Consider the following 19164-nt stretch of genomic DNA (forward strand, 5'->3'; position numbering starts at 1 on the left):
ACTTTCACTCCGGGGGTGCTGGCGGATCCGCTTCAGACCGCGGTGTGCGCCGCATCCGGGCGATCCCGGCGGCGATGAGCCCACTGCCTGCCAGGCCGCCGATGATGAGCATGGCCGGGCCCGCCGCCGAGGCGGTGGCCGGTGTGATCTGCGCCTGGCCTTCGCGGGAGGTTTCCTTGCCGGAATCGGCGCCGGGTTCGGCCTGTTCGGAGGTCGCAGGCGCCCGACGGTGCATCGTCACCCAGTCGGCGAGCTGCTGTCTGGCCTGCGGGACGTCTGCGGGCACCTCGGCGTTCAGGGCTGCCAGAGGGGCAAGCCGGCCGTGGCCGACGACCGGATCGGGCTGCTCGGGTGTCGTCGTGCCGTCGTGACCGGGGACCGGGGTGGCTGTGGTGTAGAGCTTGGCGACGACCTCATCGGCGGACAGATCCGGGTCGTTGCTGCGGATGAGGGCTGCGACTCCGGCGACGACCGGTGCTGCGAAGGAGCAGCCGTCGCCGGTGCCGTACTCGCCGCCGGGCAGCGGGACGGGGATGTCCTCGGCTGGTCCCATGAGGTCGACGGCGATACCAGGGGCGGTCGATTCGGCGCGCACCTGCCCGTTGGTGCCCAGTCCCCCGACACCCACAACGCCGGGCACGGTCGAGGGCGCCCAGGCCTTGCGCGCACCCTGTGAGCGGTTGCCCACGCAGGCGATGACGACGACATCGTGCTCGAATGCATACGCGAAGGCCTCGTCCCAGTCCGGGTCCCAGGTCGGGTCGTCCCAGCCCAGGGACATGTTGACGACATCAGCGCCCTCGTCGACAGCCCAGCGCAGTGCGGCGGCAGCCTGCTGGCGGGAGGGCGGGGAGCTCTCGGGCCGGTTGCTGCCCAGCCACATCGAGGCGGAGAGCAGGTCGGCGTCCGGGGCCACGCCCATCGGCCCTGGCCCGGATCCGTTGCCGGCGATGACGCCTGCGATGGCGGTGCCGTGGTGGATGATCGACCCGTCGCCGAGAGGGGTGGTGCCGTCCGCACCGGTTTCGGAGAAGTCCTTGGCCTTGACGACGGTGTCGGTGAGGTTCTCATGCGCGGCATCGACGCCGGAGTCGATGACAGCGACCGTCGTGCCCTTCCCGGTCGTCGTCTTCCACATCTCGTCAATGCCGTAGTCGGCGATGAACCATTGGCCGGGTCCTGCCTCGGGTTCGGCCGCCTGCGCCGGGCCCGAGGCGAGAGTCGCCTCGGCAAGTCCCGCGCCGGTGGCCAGCGCAAGGGCCGCGGCAGCGGCGGCGAGCTTCTGCCCGGCAGCCCTGCCAGCCCAGGCAGCCCTGACTCGCCGGGCGCGCGGGAGGCCGGTGGCGTCTCGGTCGGCGACGGTCATGTCGGCTGCCTTCAGGTGCCGGCTCGCTGGCTGAGGCCGATGGCGATGCCGTCGAGGATGTCGGTCTCGCTCGCGTAGATCGCAGGAGGCTGCTGGGCATCAGAGGTGATGCGGTCGATGAGCCTGGCGAAGATGAGCGCCCCGGAACCGATGACGTCGACGCGGCCGGGGTGCATGAACGGCAGTGCGGCCCGCTCAGCCCGCGGCATGTGCAGCAGATCATGGCAGGTGGCCTGCAGCTGCTCGGGTTCCAGCCGTGCGGCGTGGATCGCCTCGGGTTCATAGGCGTTGAGTCCGAGCAGTGCGGCGGTGACAGTGGTGATCGTGCCGGCGACACCGATGACGGTGCGCACACCGGAGACGTCGACATCAGCACAGGCGGCATCGTAGGCGGCGTCGACATCGGCGACCGTCGCCGCGGTCTCAGCATCAGTCGGCGGGTCGGAGCTGAGGTGGCGTTCGGTCAGGCGCACACACCCGATGTCCATGCTGTGCGCCCCGGTCAGCTCAGCCCCGGCGGGCCCGACTGCACCGGTGACGAGTTCGGTGGAGCCGCCGCCGAGATCCATGACGAGGAACGGGCCGGTCGGTGCCGGGTCGGCGGCCGCCTGCACGCCGACGGTCGCGCCGGTGAAGGACAGCTGCGCTTCTTCGATGCCGGTGATGACCTCCGCCTCAACGCCGAGGCGTGCGCGCACACCGGCGAAGAACGCTGCCCGGTTGGCCGCATCCCGGCTGGCAGACGTCGCAACGAAGCGCACATGTTCCGGCTCGTGGGCGCGGATGAGCTCGGCGTACTCCTCGCAGGCGGCGAAGGTGCGCTCTAAGGCTTCGGAAGCGAACCGGCCGGTGGCATCGACTCCCTGGCCGAGGCGCACGATGCGCATCTCGCGTACGACATCGCTCACCTGCAGCGGCCCGCCGTCAGCGGGGGCGGTGATGTCGGCGATGAGGAGGCGGATGGAGTTCGTTCCGCAGTCGATGGCAGCAGATCGGGTCATGCCATCCAGCTTAGACGCCGCAGGGCAGCTTGCCGGTCCAGGATGCTCACACCTCGGCGACGGGCGGCACCCCGTCCATCATCGACAGGGCGAGGTCACCGACCGGGTTGACACCTGGACCGGCGGCCAGGGCGTGGCCGACGAGCGCATGGAGGCACTTGATGCGGGTGGGCATGCCGCCGGCGGAGAAGTCATCGATCTCCGGGACCTCGCCGACACCGGCGTCGATGCCGATCTGCCGGCGGGCCTCCAGATAGGCGGCATGGGCCTTGCGGTAGGCGGCCTGCATGTCCTCGTCCTCGGCGAGCTGCTCACTCATCTGCGCCATGACGCCGGCGGCTTCGAGCCGGGAGCATTCGGTGACGTAGTCCGGGTGCGTGAGGTAGAAGGTGGTGGGGAACGGCGTGCCGTCCTCCAGCCGGGGCGCGGTGGCGACGACGAGCGGCTCACCGGTCTTCGAGCGTGCAGCGACGCCGACGACGCCGCGCGGGATCCGGCCGAGCTGGGCGCGGATCGTCTCGAAGTCCGCTTCGGTGCATTCGGTGATCATGGGCTCTCTTCTGTTGCGAAACCGACGGCCTTGAGAGAATCTACCAGCTCGATGTACCACGGCTGCCTGCGCACGGTGCGCTTCTCCCCTGCCCCGGCCTCCGCGGTCTCGGTGGCGACCTCCTCGCCGGTGTCGTCGATGACGATGTAGACCTCTTCACCGTCCTTGGCGTAGTGGTAGTCCTCGCGGGCCCGCAGGGCGAGATAGTCGGGATCCTTGAGCTGCTCCTGGCGCTCCTTGAGGTCGGCGACTTCCTGCTCGGTGACCTCGATGTCGCGCTCCAAAGCGGCGATCTGCTGGTACTGGGCGATCCCGGTCGAGATCGAGGGCAGGAACATCGTCAGCAGCATCGCGGCGATGACGCCGAGGATGATGGTGCGTGCCGGCAGACGGCGCCCGGCCGCGGTCGCGTCGATGTCGGTGCCTGAGAGGTCGACGACCGGCTGGGCCCTGCGCGTGCGCGCGGCAGGCGCCGGGGCCTTGGCGGATTTCGGCTTGCGGGAGGCAGCGGACTTCCGCTTGGCAGCCAGGGCGCGGCGCTGTGCTGCAGATGACGTCGGAGCCATTGCCACCTCATGAGCTGATCAGGGGAAGAAAGGTGTGTGGCACCAAGTCTGCCTGTCTTCGCGACCGACAGCCCTCATTTGGTGCGGCGTGTTCGCACGAGCACATGCGAGATGCGCGTATGCGCTCCCCGGCCGCCGCCCCACAACGCACGCCTCGCGCCCCGCGCCTCGTCCCCCACGCATGAGGTGGGGGCACGCACGGTCGTGCACCCCACCTCGGGGGCCGGTCGCCTCAGCCGCGCACGCCTGGGGCGGCTGGGAGTTCAGCCGGTGGGCGGCCGGTGTCAGTCGCGGAAGCGCGGGAAAGCCGAGCGTCCGGCGTAGCGGGCGGCGTCGGCGAGCTGCTCTTCGATGCGCAGCAGCTGGTTGTACTTCGCCACGCGCTCCGAGCGGGCCGGGGCGCCGGTCTTGATCTGGCCGGCCTGGGTGGCCACGGCCAGATCGGCGATCGTGGTGTCCTCGGTCTCACCGGAGCGGTGGGAGATCATGCAGGTGTAGCGGTTGGTCTGGGCGAGCATGACCGCATCGAAGGTCTCGGTCAGCGAGCCGATCTGGTTGACCTTGACGAGCAGCGAGTTCGCAGCGCCGGACTCGATGCCGCGGCGCAGCCGCTCGGGGTTGGTGACGAACAGGTCGTCGCCGACGATCTGGACCTTCTCGCCGAGTTCGTCGGTGAGCTCGACCCAGCCGTCCCAGTCGTTCTCATCGAGCGGGTCCTCGATGGACACGAGCGGGTAGCGCTCGACGAGGTCAGCGTAGTAGGCGGTCATGTCGGCGGCGGTCTTCTTCTCGCCTTCGAACTGGTAGGCGCCGTCCTTGAAGAACTCGCTGGAGGCGACGTCGAGGGCGAGCGCGATGTCCTTGCCGGGTTTGCGGCCGGCCTTCTCGATGGCCTCGATGATGAGGTCGAGGGCCTCGGAGTTCGACTCCAGGTTCGGGGCGAATCCGCCCTCATCTCCCAGGCCGGTGGACAGGCCGCGATCCTTGAGCACGGCCTTGAGTGCGTGGTAGACCTCAGTGCCCCACTGCAGGGCTTCGCGGAAGCTGGCAGCCCCGATCGGGGCGATCATGAATTCCTGGATGTCGACGTTCGAGTCGGCATGCGAACCTCCGTTGAGGATGTTCATCATCGGCACCGGCATGATGTGGGCGTTCGGGCCGCCGAGGTAGCGGTACAGCGGCAGGTCGGCGGACTGGGCGGCGGCGCGGGCGACGGCGAGTGAGACACCGAGGATGGCGTTGGCGCCGACCCGGGACTTGTTGTCGGTGCCGTCGGTGTCGATCATCGCCTGGTCGATGAGGCGCTGCTCTTCGGCTTCGAAGCCGGCGATGGCGTTGTTGAGATCGTCGAGCACGGCATCGACGGCCTGCTGGACGCTCTTGCCGAGGTAGCGCTCGGGGTCGGAGTCGCGCAGCTCGACGGCTTCGAACTCGCCGGTCGAGGCACCCGAGGGCACGCCGGCGCGTCCGACGACTCCGTCTTCGAGCAGCACCTCGACCTCGACGGTCGGGTTGCCGCGGGAGTCGAGGATCTCGCGGGCATTGGCAGCGATGATTTCAGCCACTGTGGTCTCCTTCAAGCCTGATGCATCGGCTGTGGGGCGGGAACGGGGTCTACGCGAATCAGCTTAGTCGACACGCGCGGGGCGGACGAGACCGGCGCGCAGCTCGTCGACCGCCTCGGGATTCATGCCGTGGGTGCGCAGGTAGCCGGCCACTCCCCCGTACTCGTCATCAAGCCGATCGAGCACTGCGGTGATGAGCCCGGCCGGTGCCTGGGTGGCGGTCTTCGAGATGTCGGCGACGATCCCGGCCTGGGCGAACTTCGCACCGAGGGCTGCGACGAATTCGGCACCGAGGTAGCGCTCGGTCATCGTGTAGTCGGTCACGACGTGCTCGCGGTCGACGTCGAGCAGACTGAGCACGAAGGCTGAGAGCACGCCGGTGCGGTCCTTGCCGGCAGAGCAGTGGATGAGCACCGGGGTGCGCACGCGTGCGGCGATCGTCTCGACACCGGCGGCGAGGCGGGGCCCGAATTCATCGATCATCGTCTGGTAGATCGTCGGCAGGGTGTGATCGGGCAGCTGGACGCGCGCAGCGTTCGGGTCGAGCGGATAGTAGCGGTTGTCGAAGACCGGCAGTGAGATGTGCTCGACGTCGAGCCCGTCGAGGGCATCGGGGGCGCGGTGGGATTCGCGCTCTTCGCGCAGGTCGATGACGGTGCGCAGGTTCAGCTCACGCAGCGCGGCCCGGGATGCGTCGGTGAGGTTGTGCAGGCCGTCGGAGCGGTACAGCAGCCCGCGGGAGACGGTGCCGCTGCTGGTCGGCCAGCCTCCGATGTCGCGGAAGTTGAACGTGCCTGGGATCGGGATCCGCTCAGCGACATGCATCTGCTGTGTCATCTCCACCCTCCACGGCCTGCCTGCGGGCCTGCTCGACGGCTGCGTCCTCCACTTCGGAGGTTACCCGACGCAGCGCGGCCTCGGCGTCGAGGCCCTGAGCGTGGGCCTGGCTCACAAGCGCGAAGAGCGCCTGTCCGAGTTCGGCTTCCGCTCCCGAGGCGGTGGGCGCCTGGCCTGGGGCGGTGTCCGGGCCCGAGAAGTCCGGGTCCGAGGTGTCCGGGTCCGAGGGGTCCGGCTGGTCGAGTGCGAGGCGTTCGATCCGGCCGAGCACCGCCTGGGCGCGGGTGAGGGCGGGGACACTGGCGGGCAGGGAGTCGAACGAGGCGCGGGCGGCGGCCGCGGCCTGCTGGCCAGCGGCGTGCTCCCCAGCGGGATGCGGGGCGGCGGCCTGCTCTCCTGGGGCATCGGGGCCGGGGGCCTGCTGCCGGGCGGCTGCGCGTTCGGCGGTCTTGATCGCTTCGTAGCGGCGTTCGACTTCGTCGATGTCGACTGGGGCAGTCGAGTCGAAGACGTGCGGGTGGCGGCGGATGATCTTCTCCGTCAGCTGCGCATCGACGCGCTGGATCGCCGCTGGCGTCAGGGGTTCGCCCGGTAGATCCTCGTGGTCGCGCATCGAGGCGAGTGGCTGCCCGCCGGCGGCCTTACGGTCGAGCAGGGCGGCGTGGAAGAGCACCTGGTAGAGCACGTCACCGAGCTCGCCCTCCACCTCGGCTGCGGTCTGCTCGTGCGGGTCAGCGGCGTAGTCGTCAAGGGCGCCGATGAGCTCGTGGGTCTCCTCGATGAGGTGCTTCTGCAGCCCGGTGTGGGTCTGGGCGGCACCCCACGGGCAGCGCGCCAACAGGTAGGCGACGGCCTCAGCCGCCGTCATGCCGGTGGTGTCCGGACGCTGCCAGCGCGGGGTGCTCATGCGTTCGTCTCCACCTTCGCACCGGCCTTCTTCTCAGAGCCGGCCTCCTCTGCCGACCCGGCGTTCTCTGCGGACCTCACCTCCGCCTCGGGGACGGGCAGGATCGCGTCGAGGAACTGGTGCACCCAGTCGATGAGCTCGCGGTCGACGAGGTCCTTCTTGTCGAATCCGACGCCGGCCTGCGGCTTGGGCACCTGGATGGCGCGCAGGGCCGGTTTGATGAGCGACTTCGGGTACAGGCGCTTGAGGCGCACGATCTGCGAATCGGCCAGTTCGACCGGGGCGAAGCGGATCGTGTTGCCCACCGACAGGATCTCCTGCACGCCGGAGGCACGCGCGCGGATGCGCAGGCGGGCGATCTCGGCGAGCACCTCGACCGCCTCCGGGTAGGGGCCGTAGCGGTCGGTGAGTTCGGCCAGGACCTCTTGGATCTCGGCGTCGTCGGTGGCGGCGGCGAGCTTACGGTAGGCCTCGAGGCGGAGGCGTTCGTGTTCGACGTAGTCGGTCGGCAGGTGCGCGTCGATGGGCAGTTCGATGCGCATCTCCGCGACCTCTTCTTCGCCTTCGCCGCGGAAGTTCGCGACCGCCTCGCCGACGAGCCGGACGTAGAGGTCGAAGCCGACCCCTTCGATGTGCCCGGACTGCTGGCCGCCGAGCAGATTGCCGGCCCCGCGGATCTCCAGGTCCTTCATCGCCACCTGCATGCCGGCACCGAGCTCGGTGTGGGCAGCCACGGTCTGCAGCCGGTCGTGGGCGGTCTCGGTCAGGGTCATGTCGGCCGGGTAGAGGAAGTAGGCGTAGGCGCGTTCGCGGGAGCGGCCGACGCGGCCGCGCAGCTGGTGCAGCTGGGACAGGCCCATCCGGTCGGCGCGGTCGACGATGAGTGTGTTGGCATTCGAGATGTCGATGCCGGTCTCGACGATCGTCGTGCACACGAGCACGTCGTACTGCTTTTCCCAGAAGTCGACGATGACCTGCTCCAAGCGCTGCTCGCTCATCTTGCCGTGGGCGACGGCGATGCGCGCCTCGGGCACGAGTTCGGCCAGATGCGCGGCGGTCTTCTCGATGTCCTGGGTGCGGTTGTGGATGAAGAAGACCTGGCCTTCGCGCAGCAGCTCGCGGCGGATCGCAGCGGTGACCTGTTTGTCTTCGTATTTGCCGACGTAGGTCAGCACCGGGTGGCGGTCCTCCGGCGGGGTCGCCAGGGTCGACATCTCCCGGATACCGGTGACGGCCATCTCCAGGGTGCGCGGGATCGGCGTTGCGGACATGGCGAGCACGTCGACGTTGGTGCGCAGGGCCTTGAGTGTTTCCTTGTGCTCGACGCCGAAGCGCTGCTCCTCGTCGATGATGACGAGTCCGAGGTTCTTGAACTGCACTTCACCGGAGAGCAGCCGGTGGGTGCCGATGACGAGGTCGAGGCTGCCGTCCTTGAGGTCCTGCTTCGTCTTCTCGGAATCGGCCGGGGACTGGAAGCGGGAGAGCTTGCCGACGGTGACCGGGAAGCCGGAGTAGCGTTCGGAGAAGGTGTCGAAGTGCTGCTGGACGAGCAGGGTCGTCGGCACGAGCACGGCGACCTGCTTGCCGTCCTGGATCGCCTTGAACGCCGCGCGCACCGCCACCTCGGTCTTGCCGTAGCCGACGTCACCGCAGATGAGCCGGTCCATCGGGATCGGCTTCTCCATGTCGGCCTTGACCTCATCGATGGTGGTGAGCTGGTCGGGGGTCTCCATGTAGTGGAAGGCGTCTTCGAGCTCCCGCTGCCACGGGGTGTCCGGGCCGAAGGCGTGCCCGGAGGAGGCGCGGCGGGCCGAATAAAGATGGATGAGCTCGCGGGCGATCTCCTTGACCGCTTTGCGGGCTTTCGACTTCGTCTTCGCCCAGTCCGAACCGCCCATCTTGTTCACCGACGGTGACTCCCCGCCGACGTACCGGGTGACCTGGTCGAGGGAGTCAGAGGGCACGTAGAGGCGGTCGCCGGGCTGGCCGCGCTTGCTGGGCGCGTATTCGATGACGAGGTATTCGCGGGTGTGGGCCTGCGGCCCGCGGCCCGTCGTGCGGGTGACCATCTCGACGAACCGGCCCACGCCGTGCTGTTCGTGGACGACGTAGTCGCCGGGTTTGAGGTCGAGCGGGTCGACCTGGTGGCGCCGGCGGCGGGCAGGCAGGCGGCGCAGGTCGCGGGTCGAGGTGGCTGCGGCGCGGCCGAGCACATCGGCCTCGGTGAGGACGGCGAGCGTCATCTCGTCGATGACGAACCCGCCGAAGTCCGCGGCCGTCGTCACGGTCACCGCGCCCGAGGTGGTGGGCTCGGTGAGATCGTCGACGAACCGGGCGGGCACATCGGCTTCGGAGAACACCTCGACCATCCGCTCACCAGGACCGCGGCCCTCCGTGAGGACCAAGACGTCCCAGCTGTCGTGGACGAGAGCGCGCACATCGGTGAGGATCGCCTCGACGTCGCCGGCGTAGCCGCGCGGCTGCCGGCCGGGCACCTCGACCACGGTCTCACCGGTGGACTCGGCCAGTTCGGCATCGCGGGCGAAGCCGCCGATCTCCCACCACGGCAGGCTGCGCGCAGCGGCGGCCTCGCGGGTCTCCTCCAAGGTGCGGAAGCTGGCCGGCGACAGGTCGATCGGCGCCTTCCCGCCTGCAGCGGCAGACGTCCATGCGGCGGCGAGGAACTCCTCGGTCGTGGCGACGAGGTCCTCGGCCCGGGCCGCAACCTTCTCCGGGGCGGTCACGAGGATCCGGGTGCCGGCCGGCAAGGTGTCGACGAAGGACTCCATCTTTCCGGCGAGCACCGGGGCGAGGGACTCCATGCCTTCGACAGCGACGCCGTCGGCGATCTTCTCGAGCATCTCAGTAGCCTGCGGCAGCTGTGGGATGAGGCTGCGGGCGCGTTCGCGGACTTCGGCGGTCAGCAGCACTTCGCGGCACGGCGGGGCCCATAGGGTGTAGACGGCGTCGTCAGCAGTGGGCAGGGAGCGCTGGTCGGCGACGGAGAACGGGCGGATCTCATCGACCTCGTCGCCGAAGAACTCGATGCGCAGTGCCTGGTCATCCGTCGGCGGGAAGATGTCGAGGATGCCGCCGCGCACCGCGTACTCACCGCGCCGGGAGACCATGTCGACGCGCGAATAGGCGAGGTCGGAGAGCTGTTCGGCGAGGTCGGCGAGTGCGATTTCGTCACCGACCTTCAGCTGCACGGGCTCGAGGTCGCCGAGCCCTGTGACAAGCGGCTGCAGCAGCGCCCGGATCGGGGTGATGACGACGCTCAGCGGTGAATCGCCGGGGTGGCTGAGGCGGCGCAGCACCGACAGCCGGCGGCCGACGGTGTCCGAGCGCGGGGACAGCTTCTCGTGCGGCAACGTCTCCCAGCTGGGGAACACCGCCACAGAACCGGCAGGGAGGTAGTCGGCGAGTGCGCGTTCGAGGTGATCGGCCTCCCGGCCGGTGGCGGTGACGGCCAGCAGCGGCCCGGCCACGGCGGCCTCGGACATGAGCGAGGGCCACAGCCCGGTGATCGCGCTGATCGAACCGCCTGCCGTCGAGGTGTCAGCGAGCGCTGCCAGGGCAGCACTGTAGGCGGAGTTGGTTTGCAGCAGGCGGGAGATTCCGGTCACAGACACGCCGTAAAGTCTACTCGGCTTCCGCGTCCGGCGGGCCCGCTCTGGCGGTGAGGCTCATGACACCGGCACGGAACCTGCGGCCTGCGCCACACGGGTCCGCTGTGGAGGGCCCTATCAGTTTCGCTTGCGAGAATGAGCCCATGAGCTTCGAGCCCTCTGACCTCAACCGCACGCGTTCCCGGCAGACCGGATCGAGAACCCGGTCCGATCTCGACCTGCCCGGTTCGAATGTCGGACCCCGACTGCTGCAGCCGATCGTGCTGCTCGGGCTCATGTGGGTCATCGCCGCCGCCGACTTCGTGCTGCCGGGTTCATTCAACGGTTTCGGAGTCCGCTCATGGAATCCGACCGGTCTCATCGGCATCGTCTTCTCCCCGCTGCTGCACTCCGGCTGGCCGCATCTGATCGCCAACACGATCCCGTTCCTCGTCCTCGGGCTGCTCGTCGCTGCCGAGGGCATCCGCCGCTACTGGTTCGTCACCGCCGTCATCGCCGTTGTCAGCGGGCTCGGCGCCTGGGCGGTCAACTTTCCCGGCACGCTGACCGTCGGCGCCTCGGGTCTCGTGTTCGGCTACTTCGGCTACCTCATCATGCGCGCGGTCTTCACCGATTCGATCCTGCGCCGGCTGATGTTCGGCGTCATCGCCCTGCTCGTCATCATCCTCTACGGCGGCTCGATGCTCACCGGTGTGCTGCCGCTGTTCCCCGGCATCTCCTGGCAGGGCCACCTCTTCGGTGCGATCGGCGGCGGGCTGGCGGCCTGGATCGCAGGGCAGCCGCGCTGGCGGTCCCTCAGTGGTGAGACCGCCGCCCCGCGCCGCACCGGCGGACTGTACTGAGGGCCACGTTCTCACACCCGCCCACTGCCGAGTGAAGTTCCCCCTCGCACACGCAGCCCGCCGCCACTGAGCAGGGCTAGAGGTGAGCAAAGTCAACACCGAGCAGAGCTAAAGCTGAGCAAAGTCAATGGTGAGAAGAGCTAAAGCTGAGCAAAACGCAGAGCTGACCAAAGTTAGAAAAGTTATTCACGGTTTTGGCGCCGAAAACCATGAATAACTTTTCTAACTTTCGCGGCGGCCAACTTTCGCCGCGGTCATCTTCCGCGGGGGCTGACTTTCGCAGCGGCTAACTTTCGCAGCGGCCATCTTTCGCGGCGGCCCACATTATCCAGCGGCTCCCACTACCCAGCGGCCTTGGCCAGAGGCGCGGTCTCAGGCGCTTCAGCGGGAATGGTACTTCTGCTGCGTCTCCGTCAGCCCTTCGGTCACGAGCATCTCGACGGCATCGGCGAGATCGCTGATGAACATCGGCAGGGTCTTCTTCTCACCGGTGCTGAAGGGCCGCAGCACGAACGATGCAGTGTCCATGCGGCCCGGCGGTCGGCCCACCCCGGCGCGCACCCGCAGATAGTCCTTGGTGCCGAGGACCTGGGTGATCGAGCGCAGCCCATTGTGCCCGCCTTCTCCCCCGCCGCGTTTGAGTTTGATGGCGTCGAAGTCGAGGTCGACGTCGTCGTGGATGGCGATGAGGTTGGCCGCGGGCACTGAGTAGAACTTCAGCAGCGCCTGCGTCGGCCCGCCGGTGACGTTCATGTAACCCAGCGACTTCGCCAGCACCACGCGCGGTCCAGGCCTCCCGCCGATGCTGCCGAGCCGGCCCATCGCCGCGACCGCGCCGTGCCTGGTTTTGGTGAGGTTAAGGCTCATCCGGTCGGCGAGTTCGTCGACGGTCATCTGGCCGATGTTGTGCCGGGTCGGGGCATACCGCGCCCCAGGATTGCCCAAGCCCATGACGAGCCACGTCTCATCGGCCATCGCCGTCCTCCTTCATGATCGCCGGCCTCGATCCTGCCGGTCATGTCTACGGTAGCGAGTGAGTGAGCGTCGCGTGGCTTAGATCAGACTTACCTGTCGTGCCTGACCGGGCCCGAGGCGGCGGGTTGAATGCCGCAGCGGCAGGTCCCCGGGTGGGAACCTGCCGCTGCATGCCCAGAGGTGAGCCGGCGGTCAGCCCGGCGTCTCAGCTGAGTAAGAGGATCACTCCTCGTCGTCGCCCTCAGCCTCGGCGTCGCCCTGGGCCTCGGCGTCGCCCTGGGCCTCGGCGTCACTCTCAGCCGGAGCACCGGTGGCCGCAGCGACCTCTTCATCCACCGCGTCGGACTCGAGTTCGGCCTCGAGCTGCTCTTCGGAGAGCTCAGCGGAGATATTGACGATGAGCAGCTCGGGATCGTCGACGAGTTCGGTGCCCTTCGGGATGGTGACGTCGGAGGCGTACACGTGCTCGCCGACCTCGCGGCCCTCGATGGAGACCTCGACGGACTCCGGCAGGCTGGTGGCTTCGGCGAGCAGGCGGATGACCTGATTGTCGATCGAGACGACAGTGCCGGGTGCGGCTTCGCCCTCGACGACGACCGGGACCTCGACCTCGATCTTCTCGCCGCGCTTGACGATGATGAGGTCGAGGTGCTCGATGTTCCAGGTCACCGGGTGACGCTGGATGTCACGGGCGATGGCCAGGCGGTTCTTCGAGCCGTCCGGGCTTTCGATCTCGAGCAGAGCGTTGGGCATCTTCATCGCCATCATGGTGGCGTGGCCGTCGAGTGCCAAGTGGATGGGGTCCTCACCGTGGCCGTAGAGGACGGCGGGAACCTTGTCTGCGCGACGGAGCCGGCGGGCAGCGCCCTTGCCGAAGTCCTCGCGGCGTTCTGCGATGAGCTTGAAATCAGCCATTTTCTTCTCCTTCGTGGTGTGAGCACCACGGCGGACGAGCCTCGTGGTCGCTCCCGGGCCGACACCGAGGTGGTGGCGGTGGCGCTGTGCGCCGGAGAAGGGGGCTTACGAGAACCGCGTCGATCACGGAAACATGGGTTTCCCTCGCCGAGGTAACTCATCAAGGATACTCGCCTGGCGCCTCGGCGGCAAAACGACTGCGGCGCCCCCGCCGGTGCCGGGACGCCGCAGGAAGCCTGAGACTCAGACGAAGCTCATTCGATCTCGAAAAGGCTGGTGACCGAGCCGTCTTCGAACACCTCGTGAACGGCGCGGGCGAGCAGCGGGGCGATCGAGAGCACGGTGAGCTTGTCGAACTTCTGCGAGTCCTCCAGCGGCAGCGTGTTCGTCACGATGACCTCAGAGGCGCACGAGTTCTTCAGCCGCTCGACAGCCGGGCCGGAGAACACGGCATGGGTCGAGACGATGACCACGCCCTTCGCACCGGCTTCCATGCAGGCATCGGCTGCCTGGACGATGGTGCCGCCGGTGTCGATCATGTCATCGACGAGCACTGCGGTGCGTCCCTCGACGTCGCCGACGACGCGGTTGGCCTTCGTCTGGTTGGGCCGGTTGATGTCGCGGGTCTTGTGGATGAAGGCCAGCGGCACGCCGCCGAGAGCTGAGGACCAGTTCTCGGCGACCTTGATGCGGCCGGCGTCCGGGGACACGACAGCCAGTTCGCCCGGATGGTTCTGCTTGACGTAGTCGGCCAGGATCGGCAGGGCCACGAGGTGGTCGACCGGTCCGTCGAAGAAGCCCTGGATCTGCGCGGTGTGCAGGTCGACGGCGATGAGCCGATCGGCGCCAGCGGCCTTGTACATGTCCGCGACAAGACGCGCGGAGATCGGCTCGCGGCCGCGGTGCTTCTTGTCCTGGCGGGCGTAGGGGAAGAACGGGGCGATCACGGTGATGCGCTTGGCCGAGGCGCGCTTGAGCGCATCGACCATGAGCAGCTGCTCCATCAGCCAGTCGTTGATCGGCGCGCAGTGGGACTGCATGACGAACACATCCGAGCCGCGCACCGACTCGGAGTAGCGGACGTAGATCTCACCGTTGGCAAAGTTGTAGATGTCGGAGGGCAGCAGTTCAGTGCCCAGACATTCGGCGACCTGCTCGGCCAGCTCCATGTTCGCCCGGCCGGTGACCAGGACGAGCTCCTTCTCACCGGCTGCCGTAATCTTATTCACTACTCCGACTCCTTCTGCGTTTGCTGAGCAGCCTCGGCAGCCTGGGCGGCAGGCGTACCTGGACGGTTCTTCACTACCCAGTCTTCAACATTACGCTGAGGGGCGACCGTGATGGCCAGCGCCCCAGGCGGAACATCCTTGCGGATCACGGTGCTCGCTCCCGAGTAGGCGCCGTCGCCTACTGTGACGGGGGCGACGAACATCGTGTCCGAGCCGGTGCGGCAGTAGGAGCCGATGGTGGTGTGGTGCTTGTTGATGCCGTCGTAGTTGACGAACACGGAGGCAGCGCCGATGTTGGTGTGCTCCCCGATCGTCGCATCGCCGACATAGGACAGGTGCGGGACCTTCGAGCCGGTGCCGATCTTGGCGTTCTTCGTCTCGACGAAGGTGCCGATCTTGCCCTCGGTGCCCAGCTCGGTGCCCGGGCGCAGGTAGGCGAAGGGCCCGACGTTGGCGTTCTCGCCGATGACGGCCAGCTGGCCGTGGGTGCGGATCACCTGGGCGCCGGCGCGCACTTCGGTGTCTGTCAGCGTGGTGTCGGGTCCGATGACCGCGCCCGAGGCGATGTCGCAGGCCCCGTAGAGCTGCACGCCGGGCAGGATGGTCGCGTCGGCGGCGAGCACCGCATCGGCGTCGATCCACGTGGTGTCGGGGTCGACGACGGTGACGCCTGCGCGCATCCAGTTCTCGATGACGCGCTTGTTGAGTTCCTTGCCAAGCTGGGCGAGCTGCACACGGTCGTTGGCTCCCTCAACCTGCCAGAAGTCCTCGATCGCCCGGGCGGCGACAGCCCCGCCGGCGGCGCGGGCGATGCCGATGACATCGGTGAGATACTTCTCGGCCTGGGCGTTGTCGGTCGAGACCTGAGCAAGCGATTCGCGCAGCACGGTCGCATCGAAGGCGTAGATACCGGAGTTGATCTCCGTGATCTGCTTCTCCTCGTCGCTGGCGTCCTTCTCCTCGACGATGCGTTCGAGGTTGCCGCCGGCGTCGCGGACGATGCGCCCGTAGCCGTGCGGGCGGGCGACCTCGGCGGAGAGCACGGTGACCGCGCCGGAGCGCTGCTCGTGGAAGCCAACGAGATCCGAAAGCGTCTCAGCGGTCAGCAGCGGCACGTCGCCGTAGGTGACGACGACGGTGCCGGTGAGGTCCTCGGGCAGCTGGGTGAGCGCGCATTCGGCGGCGCGTCCGGTGCCGGGGATGTCGTCCTGGTCAGCGACGAGCACCTGCCGGTCGATCGCCTCGGCAATGGCCGAGACATGCTCGGCGACCTGTTCACGGGCGTGCCGGAGGACGACGACGAGATGCTGGGGCTGGGCACCGGCGGCGGCGTTGATCGCGTGGTGAAGCAGCGACCGCCCTCCGATCGGATGCATGACCTTCGGTGTGGCGGATTTCATTCTCGTGCCTTCGCCGGCGGCCAGCACGATGACGGCTGCGGGGCGGTTGACGGTCATGTTCACTCCTTCATCCGGGTGGCCGGATCGTCTTCATCCGGGTGGCCGGATCGTCGACGCGCTCCGCCCATAGGATTCGAACCTATACTGCACGGCTCCAAAGGCCGGCGTGCTGCCATTACACCAGGGCGGATCATGCAGTCCCGGCCGCCCGCAGACCCCGGGGCCGCGATTACTCGGGCACAATCTTGCCACTAGAATGAAGCCTATGGAAATTCTTCGCGATATTCTCCTGTTCCTGCACCTGCTCGGCATGGCGATCATCATCGGCGGCTATTTCGCCACGATCCGCCGACCCCGTGTCATGCCCGGCATGCTGCACGCCGCCTACCTCCAGCTCATCACCGGCATCGGCCTCGTCGGCATCATCGAGATGGCCGGTGACCCGTCTGCCGCCTTCCACATGAAGGTCGGCATCAAGGCCCTGCTGGCCATCGCCGTGACCGTCACCGCGTTCATCGGCAACCGTAAGCAGAAGCGCGCCCACGCCACCGCAGGTGCTGGCGAACCGGCCGCTGCGACCGGACCGGAGCCCAGCGCCGGCCTTGCCCACGCGACATTCGCACTCGCCCTGCTGGCTGTGCTCGTCGCCGTGTTCGTCAACGTCTGAGCCGACTGCCGCGCAAGGAGATGCCGGCGCCCCGTCACGGGGTGCCGGCATCTTCGTCGTCTCCCCCGCGCCCGAGGCGGTCGGCACCTTGGCCGCGTCTGACCCGGTTGGTAGATTGCTAAGACCATGTCTTCACTCTTCGAGTTTCTCAACATCGCCCCGGATTCTCCTCCGCCGCACGCTGCGCTGCCGGAGATGCCCGTGCCCGAGGCGCCAGCGGACTTCGCTGATATCGCCCACCCGGCCGACGACCCGGGTGCCGACGGTGGGCCCGGCGCGCCTGAAGCGGCAGGTGAGACGGGTGCTGCAGGCGCCCACCGCCTCGGCGCCGGCGACCCGGCTGAGCTGCTCGATGGGCTCAACCCCGAACAGTCTGCTGCGGTCACCCATGCTGGGTCACCGCTGCTCATCGTCGCCGGTGCCGGTTCGGGCAAGACGACGGTGCTCACCCGCCGGATCGCCTATGCGCTGCGCACCGGGCGCGCCCATCCCGGTCAGGTGCTGGCGATCACGTTCACGAACAAGGCCGCCAAGGAGATGCAGGAGCGCATCGGTGCGCTCATCGGTCCGCAGGCGCGCGGCATGTGGGTGTCGACGTTCCATTCGGCGTGTGTGCGGATCCTGCGGCGGGAGGCGAAGACGCTGGGCATGAAGTCGAACTTCGCCGTCTACGATGCGCAGGATTCGCTGCGGCTCATCACGCAGGTCGCCCGTGAGGCCGATGTCGATGTCAAGCGCTTCACCCCCAAGTCGCTGCAGCACCGGATCTCAGCGCTGAAGAACGACCTCATCACCGCTGAGGACTATGCCGGGCAGGCGCGGATGGACAATCCGGCCGATCAGGCCGTCGCCGAGGTGTACCGCCGGTACGCTGAGCGGCTGCGGCTGGCCAATGCGTTCGACTTCGATGACCTCATCATGGAGACGGTGCATCTGCTCGGCGCCTTCGCCGACGTCGCCGCCTACTACCGCAGCCGGTTCCAGCACATCCTCGTCGATGAGTATCAGGACACGAACCCGGCCCAGTATGCGCTCATCCGGGCGTTGGCCGGGGCTGATGCCGATCATCTCTCGGCGGAACTGACCGTCGTCGGCGATGCCGATCAGTCGATCTACGCCTTCCGCGGGGCGACGGTGCGCAACATCGTCGAGTTCGAAAAGGACTTCCCGCAGGCGCGTACCATCCTGCTGGAGCAGAACTACCGGTCGACGCAGAACATCCTCTCAGCCGCGAATGCGGTCATCGCCAACAATGAGGGCCGCAAGGACAAGCGGCTGTGGACGGCTGCCGGTGACGGTGCGCCAGTCGTCGGCTGGGTGGCCGAGAACGAGCAGGCTGAAGCGCAGTTCATCGTCGACCGGATCGATGAGCTCATCGACCAAGGCGACACCGTCTACGGCGACTGTGCGGTGTTCTACCGCACGAACGCCCAGTCCCGTGCGATCGAGGATGCGCTCGTGCGCGCCGGCATGCCCTACCGGGTCGTCGGCGGCACCCGGTTCTATGAGCGCAAGGAGATCAAGGACGCCCTCGCCTACCTGCGGGTGCTGGCGAACCCGGCCGATGACGTCAACCTGCGCCGCATCATCAACGTGCCTAAGCGCTCGATCGGCGACCGGACGGTCGCGATGCTCGGTGCGTTCGCCGAACGCGAGCGGGTGACCTTCTTCGAGGCGCTCGAACGCGCGGACGAGGTGCCGGGGCTCTCCAGCCGGGCGAAGGGCCCGCTGGAGAAGTTCCGGGCGCTTTTCGCAGACCTGCAGTCGACGGCAGAGGGCGCGCAGGTCGCCCGCGTGCTCGAATCGGTGCTCGAGCAGACCGGGTATCTGGCCGAGCTGCAGGCCAGCACAGATCCGCAGGACGAGTCGCGGGTGGACAACCTCGCCGAACTCGTCGCCGTTGCCGAGGCCTTCGATGCCCGCGGTGAGGGGGCGACGCTCGATGACTTCCTCGAGCTCGTGTCGCTGTCCTCGGATGCCGACCAGATCCCCGATGAGGAGTCCGGGGAAGTCACGCTCATGACCCTGCACACGGCCAAGGGTCTGGAGTTTCCGACCGTGTTCCTCACCGGTATGGAGGACGGCAGCTTCCCGCACCAGCGCTCCTTCAACGATCCGTCAGAGATGTCCGAGGAGCGCCGGCTGGCCTACGTCGGGCTGACACGTGCGCAGAAGCGGCTCATCCTCACGCGCGCGGAGACCCGCAGCATGTGGGGCCAGCCGCAGTACAACCCGCCCAGCCGGTTCCTCACCGAGATCCCCGCCTCGCTCATCGAGTGGGAGAGCACCGGCACCCTGTCAGCCGAGGCCCTCACCGCTGCCTCCGGGGGTTCTGGTGCCGGCGGGTTCGGCAGTTCGTACGGCGGCGGGTTCGGCAGTTCGTACGGCGGCGGGTCCACCGGCGGCTCCTACGGCGGCGGGTTCACCGGCGGGTCGGGCTCGTTCCGCTCCAACTCGGCGGCCGGGCGCAGCTCGTCGTCGCGTGCGGCGTCGAAGTCACCGGGCACCGGGTTCCCCAACCGCATCCGGCCCAACCGCGAGGTCGTCCAGGTCGCTGCCGGCGACCGGGTTTCGCATGATTCCTTCGGCCTCGGCACCGTCATCGAGGTCAAGGGCAGCGGTGACAAGACCGTCGCCGTCGTCGACTTCAAGTCGCTGGGCACCAAACGGCTGCTCATGCGCTATGCCCCGGTCGAGAAGCTCTGACGGATCCGA

The 19164-nt window shown here is 68.1% G+C and carries 15 protein-coding genes and 1 tRNA gene; 3 read left to right on the plus strand and 13 right to left on the minus strand.

Translation table 11 applies throughout. The annotated features are described in order from the left end of the window. Positions 1-4 precede the first annotated feature (4 nt). The 8 genes from M3B11_RS08425 to mfd all read right to left on the minus strand — a co-directional run bounded on the left by M3B11_RS08425 (position 5) and on the right by mfd (position 10424). Positions 5-1366: a S8 family serine peptidase gene (locus M3B11_RS08425; RefSeq protein ID WP_259877071.1), complete on the minus strand. Its 1362-nt coding sequence runs from the start codon at positions 1364-1366 to the stop codon at positions 5-7. Between the two features lie 11 nt (positions 1367-1377). After that, complete coding sequence (locus M3B11_RS08430) at positions 1378-2367, minus strand: Ppx/GppA phosphatase family protein (protein ID WP_259877072.1); 990 nt, start codon at positions 2365-2367, stop codon at positions 1378-1380. A gap of 46 nt (positions 2368-2413) precedes the next feature. Beyond that, positions 2414-2917: a DUF501 domain-containing protein gene (locus M3B11_RS08435; protein ID WP_259877073.1), complete on the minus strand. Its 504-nt coding sequence runs from the start codon at positions 2915-2917 to the stop codon at positions 2414-2416. Continuing rightward, positions 2914-3483 (minus strand): septum formation initiator family protein, encoded by a 570-nt coding sequence (locus tag M3B11_RS08440; RefSeq protein ID WP_259877074.1) that lies wholly within the window; start codon positions 3481-3483, stop codon positions 2914-2916. The genes M3B11_RS08435 and M3B11_RS08440 overlap by 4 nt, the downstream gene beginning before the upstream one ends. Before the next feature lie 284 nt (positions 3484-3767). Beyond that, positions 3768-5048, minus strand: a complete 1281-nt coding sequence (gene eno, locus M3B11_RS08445) for a phosphopyruvate hydratase (RefSeq protein WP_259877075.1) — start codon at positions 5046-5048, stop codon at positions 3768-3770. A gap of 63 nt (positions 5049-5111) precedes the next feature. Further along, positions 5112-5885, minus strand: coding sequence for a tyrosine-protein phosphatase (locus M3B11_RS08450; RefSeq protein WP_259877076.1), 774 nt, complete (start codon positions 5883-5885; stop codon positions 5112-5114). Further along, on the minus strand, positions 5860-6792 hold the full coding sequence (locus M3B11_RS08455; RefSeq protein ID WP_259877077.1) for a MazG nucleotide pyrophosphohydrolase domain-containing protein: 933 nt from the start codon (positions 6790-6792) through the stop codon (positions 5860-5862). Before M3B11_RS08455 ends, M3B11_RS08450 begins: the two co-directional genes overlap by 26 nt. After that, positions 6789-10424 carry a transcription-repair coupling factor gene (gene mfd, locus M3B11_RS08460; protein ID WP_259877078.1) on the minus strand — a complete coding sequence of 1212 codons (3636 nt, stop codon included), beginning with the start codon at positions 10422-10424 and terminating at the stop codon, positions 6789-6791. The genes M3B11_RS08455 and mfd overlap by 4 nt, the downstream gene beginning before the upstream one ends. Before the next feature lie 140 nt (positions 10425-10564). Here mfd and M3B11_RS08465 point away from each other — a divergent pair, with 140 nt between their 5' ends. After that, positions 10565-11263: a rhomboid family intramembrane serine protease gene (locus M3B11_RS08465; RefSeq protein WP_259877079.1), complete on the plus strand. Its 699-nt coding sequence runs from the start codon at positions 10565-10567 to the stop codon at positions 11261-11263. Positions 11264-11644: 381 nt separating this feature from the next. Here M3B11_RS08465 and pth read toward each other — a convergent pair whose 3' ends face one another. The 5 genes from pth to M3B11_RS08490 all read right to left on the minus strand — a co-directional run bounded on the left by pth (position 11645) and on the right by M3B11_RS08490 (position 15972). Next, a complete protein-coding gene (pth, locus tag M3B11_RS08470; protein WP_259877080.1) occupies positions 11645-12238 on the minus strand; it encodes an aminoacyl-tRNA hydrolase in 594 nt (197 codons plus the stop codon). A gap of 222 nt (positions 12239-12460) precedes the next feature. After that, positions 12461-13153, minus strand: coding sequence for a 50S ribosomal protein L25/general stress protein Ctc (locus M3B11_RS08475; RefSeq protein WP_259877081.1), 693 nt, complete (start codon positions 13151-13153; stop codon positions 12461-12463). A 254-nt stretch (positions 13154-13407) separates the two neighbouring features. Then, positions 13408-14382 (minus strand): ribose-phosphate diphosphokinase, encoded by a 975-nt coding sequence (locus tag M3B11_RS08480; RefSeq protein ID WP_259857113.1) that lies wholly within the window; start codon positions 14380-14382, stop codon positions 13408-13410. Beyond that, positions 14382-15839, minus strand: coding sequence for a bifunctional UDP-N-acetylglucosamine diphosphorylase/glucosamine-1-phosphate N-acetyltransferase GlmU (gene glmU / locus M3B11_RS08485; protein ID WP_259877082.1), 1458 nt, complete (start codon positions 15837-15839; stop codon positions 14382-14384). The genes M3B11_RS08480 and glmU overlap by 1 nt, the downstream gene beginning before the upstream one ends. 61 nt (positions 15840-15900) lie before the next feature. Continuing rightward, positions 15901-15972: transfer RNA gene (locus M3B11_RS08490), tRNA-Gln, on the minus strand. Positions 15973-16047: 75 nt separating this feature from the next. On the opposite strand from M3B11_RS08490, the gene M3B11_RS08495 reads away from it, so the two are divergent. Together M3B11_RS08495 and pcrA are read left to right on the plus strand one after the other, a co-directional pair. Next, entirely contained in the window at positions 16048-16449 is a 402-nt protein-coding gene (locus M3B11_RS08495) for a hypothetical protein (protein WP_259877083.1), read from the plus strand. Between the two features lie 126 nt (positions 16450-16575). After that, a complete protein-coding gene (gene pcrA / locus M3B11_RS08500; RefSeq protein ID WP_259877084.1) occupies positions 16576-19155 on the plus strand; it encodes a DNA helicase PcrA in 2580 nt (859 codons plus the stop codon). Positions 19156-19164: the final 9 nt, after the last annotated feature.

The sequence above is a fragment of the Brevibacterium sp. p3-SID960 genome, from assembly GCF_025144725.1.
Lineage (GTDB): Bacteria > Actinomycetota > Actinomycetes > Actinomycetales > Brevibacteriaceae > Brevibacterium.